Source organism: Pseudomonas lopnurensis (genome assembly GCF_015070855.1).
Taxonomy (GTDB): domain Bacteria; phylum Pseudomonadota; class Gammaproteobacteria; order Pseudomonadales; family Pseudomonadaceae; genus Stutzerimonas; species Stutzerimonas lopnurensis.
Window position 1 is genome coordinate 87,939 of record NZ_JADDIX010000040.1, and the last position, 5,037, is coordinate 92,975.

The 5,037-nt window shown below is 62.0% G+C and carries 4 protein-coding genes and 2 pseudogenes; 5 read left to right on the forward strand and 1 reads right to left on the reverse strand.

Annotated features, from left to right (window positions below):
* Positions 1 to 488 (forward strand): annotated as a pseudogene (locus tag IN820_RS08660) (REP-associated tyrosine transposase); the annotation flags it as partial.
* 206 nt (positions 489 to 694) lie between these two features.
* Here IN820_RS08660 and gcvA read toward each other — a convergent pair.
* Positions 695 to 1,594, reverse strand: coding sequence for a transcriptional regulator GcvA (gene gcvA / locus IN820_RS08665; protein WP_193680593.1), 900 nt, complete (start codon positions 1,592 to 1,594; stop codon positions 695 to 697).
* 117 nt (positions 1,595 to 1,711) lie between these two features.
* On the opposite strand from gcvA, the gene IN820_RS08670 reads away from it, so the two are divergent.
* The 4 genes and pseudogenes from IN820_RS08670 to IN820_RS08685 form a co-directional block, all read left to right on the forward strand.
* A complete protein-coding gene (locus IN820_RS08670; protein ID WP_193680588.1) occupies positions 1,712 to 2,449 on the forward strand; it encodes an FMN-dependent NADH-azoreductase in 738 nt (245 codons plus the stop codon).
* A 450-nt stretch (positions 2,450 to 2,899) separates the two neighbouring features.
* Positions 2,900 to 3,331 carry a BRO-N domain-containing protein gene (locus IN820_RS08675; protein WP_193680589.1) on the forward strand — a complete coding sequence of 144 codons (432 nt, stop codon included), beginning with the start codon at positions 2,900 to 2,902 and terminating at the stop codon, positions 3,329 to 3,331.
* 511 nt (positions 3,332 to 3,842) lie between these two features.
* Entirely contained in the window at positions 3,843 to 4,478 is a 636-nt protein-coding gene (locus IN820_RS08680) for a hypothetical protein (protein WP_193680590.1), read from the forward strand.
* A gap of 170 nt (positions 4,479 to 4,648) precedes the next feature.
* Positions 4,649 to 5,037 (forward strand): annotated as a pseudogene (locus tag IN820_RS08685) (REP-associated tyrosine transposase); the annotation flags it as partial.

Sequence of the window (5,037 nt, forward strand, 5' to 3'; positions counted from 1 at the left end):
CACGTATTTCTTCACGGTCAACCTGCTCAACCGCCGCAGCGACCTGCTGGTCCGCCATATCGACCTGTTGCGCGAGACGGTGCGCGCCACGCGCTCACGCCATCCGTTCCATGTCGACGCCTGGGTCGTCCTGCCTGACCACATGCATTGCGTCTGGACGCTACCGGATGGCGATGCCGATTTCGCCCTGCGTTGGAAAGTCATCAAATTCGCTTTCGCCCGACGCCTGCCGAAGACTGAGGTATTGACGGCGGTCCAGCGCTCCCGCGGCGAGCGCGGGATCTGGCAACGGCGCTATTGGGAACATCTGATTCAGGACGAACGGGATTACCGGCACCACGTCGACTATGTGCATTTGAATCCGTTGAAACACGGCTTGGTGGACCGCGTTGTCGATTGGCCTTTTCTCCAGTTTCCATCGAGCCGTCAGGGCTGGTGTCTATTCCGGCGATTGGTGCGGCGGAGACGAGTCCGCTCGGGACGCATAGTGGACGCTGAGAAACGCGTGGAAAAGGCTTCGCCGTTTTCCACCCTACGCTCCGGCAACGTCGATGCGTCGGCGGTGTGGGCGGGTGAGATGGCGTATTTTGGTTACTTTTCCGCGACTGGAAAAAGTGACCCGCCCAGCAGGGCGGAACCGATGCCTCAATCAACCCGTAAAACAGCAGGGGCACGGACGTAAAAACCAGCGTAGCTACAACGCACACAACCCACCCGGCACTGCCATCACCCACTCCCTCACCGCCAGAACCGTCGGATCATCCCGGCGGCTCTCCGGGTACACGAGGTGAAACGGCTTGCCTTCCAGCTCCGGCCCAAACGGCTGCACCAGCCGCCCTTCGCTCAGCTCATCCTCGATCAGCTGACGACTCATCAAGGCCACACCCTGCGCGCCGATGGCGGCTGAAATGGCATGGGTCTCGTCAGAGAAAACCAGCCCGGCGCTGACGTCGAGCCCCGGCACGTTGGCCAGCTTCTGCCATGCCGGCCAATCGCGCGGCGATGAAACAGCGGCCTGGTTGCGGAAGTGGATCAGCGAGTGCTTGGGCAGGTCGGCCGCTGCGTGCAGACCGAGGTGCGGGCTGCAGACCGGGATGAAGGTGTTGTCGAACAGCTTCTCCGCCACCATTCCCGGCCAGCGGCCGTCGCCGTAGCGGATGGCGATATCCGCCGTGACACCATCCAGTGCGACCGGTTCGTGCGAAGTGTGAAAGCGCAGATCGATAGCCGGATGGGAATCGCGCAACAGGCACACCCATGGCACCAGCCAGCGCACCGCAACGGCGGGCGTGGTGCTGAGCGTGATCGCCTGCCGACAAGGCGCGGCGCTGAGGCGCTCGACCGCCCCGCCGATGCTGTCGAACGCTGTCTCCAGCACCTGCTGCAACTCGCGCCCCTGGGCGGTCAGCTCAAGTTTTCGCGGCTTGCGCAGAAACAGCGCCACGCCGAGCGATTCCTCCAGCGAACGAATCTGGTGGCTGATCGCCGTGGCGGTAACGGACAGCTCCTCTGCGGCCTGCTTGGCGCTCTCGTGGCGGGCGGCCGCTTCGAAGGCCCGCAATGCCGAAAGCGAAGGTAAGCGTCGGTGCGCCATGGCTGAGTTTTCCTCATCTGTATCAGGAAGAAATCGTCGTTTGTCGCCTGTAGAGCCTAACCCTAGGCTGAGTCTGCCGCGAATGACAGATGAATTCATTCACAGAGGAGACTCGACATGACGCATCTTCTGCACCTGGATGCCAGCGCCCGCCCCGGCCTTGCCGGCAAGGACGAACACGGCTCCCACAGCCGCCACCTCAGCCAGCGTTTCGTCAGCCAATGGCTGTCCCGCCGTCCGCAGGATGGCGTGACCTACCGGGACATCGGCCAGAACCCACCCTCCTTCGTCAACCATGACTGGATCGCCTCGGCCTTTACGCCAGAGGAGCGTCAGGAGCCGTGGATGAAAGATGCGCTGGCGGAAAGCGACACGCTGGTCGACGAACTGGTGGCCACCGATGTGCTGGTCATCGGCACGCCGCTCTACAACTTCGGCATGCCGGCGGCGCTCAAGGCCTGGATCGATCAGGTGGTGCGCCTGAACCGCACGGTAGGGATGGACGAGAGCAACCCGCTCGATCCCTACGTGCCCATGCTGGCGGAGCGGGAACGGCACGCGATCATCCTCGCCGCCAGGGGCGGCCTAGGTTTTGACCCCGGCGGAGAGATGGCGCATATGAACCATCTGGAGCCGAACCTGGCGACCGCGCTCGGGTTTATCGGGATTAGCCGCATCCATCAGATCGCGATTGAAGGCCAGGAAATCGGTGGCGAGCTGTTGGCGGCCTCGGTGGCCAAGGCGCAGCATCAGGTCGATGCCCTGGTGGCGGAGCTTCAGGCGGAACTTGAGGGTGCCGCTCCGGCCTTCGCCCATCAGAAGCAGGCCGAGCTCATTTGCGAGGTGGCAAGGTAGTGCTTGATCATTCCACGCTCCGGCGTGGGAACGCAGCCTTGATGCCCAGCACCCCTCGCTAGAGAACCAGACGGCCTGGAACACTCCCGGCGCAAAGCACCGCGAATTGGCTCCCACGCAGGAGCGTGGGAGCCATCAGCGTTGGGCCATCAGTATCGCCCGCCCGAACGTCTTGTTCCTGGGCTCGTAGCTTGACCACCTCCCACACGCCCCCTACCCTAGCCGCTGGCGCCTAAGAAACGCCTCACACAGCGGCCTGCCCGCTTCCGACATCGCGGCTTTTTTGTGCCCATGGCCCGCCCGTGCGCGCAAGAAAAACACCTCTGCGACGTCGGGAGTGGGCTAATACAAGACCCGAAAGGGAAATACGTCCGGCCCTCTGTGTGGGGTTTCTTAGCTCCCGGCACCACAGCCCTAAGAAAGCTGGCCAATCACACAGAGGTAAAGGAAATGCCTACCACCCATACCCTTCATTTCGAAGGCAAGCCTGTTCGCATCCATCATTTCGTCGACGGCCAGCTCTGGTTCAACGGCAGCGACCTCGCGCTGTTCCTGGGCTATGCGGACGTCATCGAGGCGCTGCATCGTCATTGCAATCAACAGGGCCTGAATTTCGGCAACGGGACACGCCCGCTGCGCCTGATCGACCTGGGCAACGTGTACCGCTTGATCGTCAACAGCCCTACCGCCCAGGCGGAACGCTTCGAGAGCTGGCTGCGCCAGGATTGCTTGCCGCACTTCGTCGATTTCGCGCGGCCACCTCAGGGCGACGGGCCGAAACTGGAAAGACGCTACGTGGAAGTGTTGTGGTGGCAAGGCAAACACTGGATAAGCCTGAGCAACCACGACGACGGGCCTGATCTCACATCCTGTTCGCGTTAGATCGGCATTCAGCATCGGGCAGATACTTGCCCGATAAGGGAGCCTGGAAGGAACGCGTGGAAAAGGCTTCGCCGTTTTCCACCCTACCCACCGCCCTTCGTCTGCGGAAGCAAAGAATCTCATTCCTGGAGAAATCTGGAACGTCGCCGATAACGGTTGGAGCGCGGAGAACAGCACCCCGAAGATAAAGCGCCAATGCCGGAGACGCTTGATGAATACCGCCAAAAGATTTGCCTCGAAATCCCGCTTGCCGTTCTGCGCGGCAATACTCCTCGGCCTGGCTCTGATCTCAACCCCTCAGTTTTCATCCGCTAAAGGCTGTGGCCCGAGCGGCGCTACGTTGCAGCAAGGCCCCAAGGGCGGATGCTTTTACATAAATCGCAACGGCAATAAGACCTACGTGGACAGGGCCTGCTGCCGTTAACCACGTGAACCAACACGCAATGCCCGTATTCCGCATCACCCCGCTAGCGACACTCTTCATTAGCACAACTCGAGAAAAGGAACTTCCATGCCCGGCATCAGCCATGTCGCCCGTACGTTTCAGATGTTTCTTGCCGACCTGCAGACGCGCCGAGCACAGGTATTGCCTGAGCTCTCCCAACTGCGTAACGGCTTCGAGGGTTGGCTGAAGATCGAACTGTATCTCTGGCTTATCGAACGCCACGGGCTGCGGGCCGGGGTAGACGTCGGGGTTGAGTACAAGGTCTGGCTCGACCAGCGGCGCGGCCAGATGGACCGGGAGACGAAGCAGTGCGACCTGTGGGTGCGCGATGCCGACGCGCATGACTACTACCACTACATCGAACTGAAAGTCCCGTTCGCCAACTACAACCAGGGCAAGCTGTTCCTCAGCGCTTCGGATGATTTCTGGTACATGTCGCGGCTCTTGGCGGGCGACCAATCTGCCTCGACGGGCAATGCCATCCTGCTGGGGGCTGGCTTCGAGGAGCAGCCCTGGCGGCTGGCCATTAACGAGGCGGTCGAGTACGCGGGGAACGACCCGGCCCACGTCCAGCTCGAAGTCGGCACGCTCGCGCTGGATACGGCACCACCGCTGCAATGGGCGGTGATGACCAGGGTATACCCGACCCGCAGCGCCTCCATATTGCCGACCTTTGAGGCAGCACCGCTTTCGGTCGTCTGAAGCAAACGAGGTAGCCTGCAAGCGACGCGTGGAAAAGGCTTCGCCGTTTTCCACCCTACATGCGGATGCGTCGGCGGAATCAGGGGTGAGCATGACGTAGGGTGGATAACGCTTCGCTTATCCACCGATACCGGACTTCCCGCCAACACCACGCTCAAGGATGAGCCGCCATGTCCCGCTACCGCCGCGCCCACGTGCCGGGCGCCACGTATTTCTTCACGGTCAACCTGCTCAACCGCCGCAGCGACCTGCTTGTCCGCCATATCGATCTGCTGCGCGAGACGGTGCGCGCCACGCGCTCACGCCATCCGTTCCACGTCGATGCCTGGGTCGTCCTGCCTGACCACATGCATTGCGTCTGGACGCTGCCGGACGGCGACGCCGATTTCGCCCTGCGCTGAAGGTCATCAAGTTCGCTTTCGCCACACGGCTTCCAAAGACCGTGATGCTGACGGCGGCCCAACGCGCCCGCGGTGAGCGCGGCGTCTGGCAACGGCATTATTGGGAGCACCTGATTCAGGACGAACGGGATTACCGGCACCACGTCGACTATGTGCAT

Excerpts from the sequence above, each read along its gene's own strand:
- gcvA (WP_193680593.1), bottom strand. The coding sequence starts at position 1,594 with ATGGCGCACCGACGCTTACCTTCGCTTTCGGCATTGCGGGCCTTCGAA.
- IN820_RS08670 (WP_193680588.1), top strand. The coding sequence starts at position 1,712 with ATGACGCATCTTCTGCACCTGGATGCCAGCGCCCGCCCCGGCCTTGCC.
- IN820_RS08675 (WP_193680589.1), top strand. The coding sequence starts at position 2,900 with ATGCCTACCACCCATACCCTTCATTTCGAAGGCAAGCCTGTTCGCATC.
- IN820_RS08680 (WP_193680590.1), top strand. The coding sequence starts at position 3,843 with ATGCCCGGCATCAGCCATGTCGCCCGTACGTTTCAGATGTTTCTTGCC.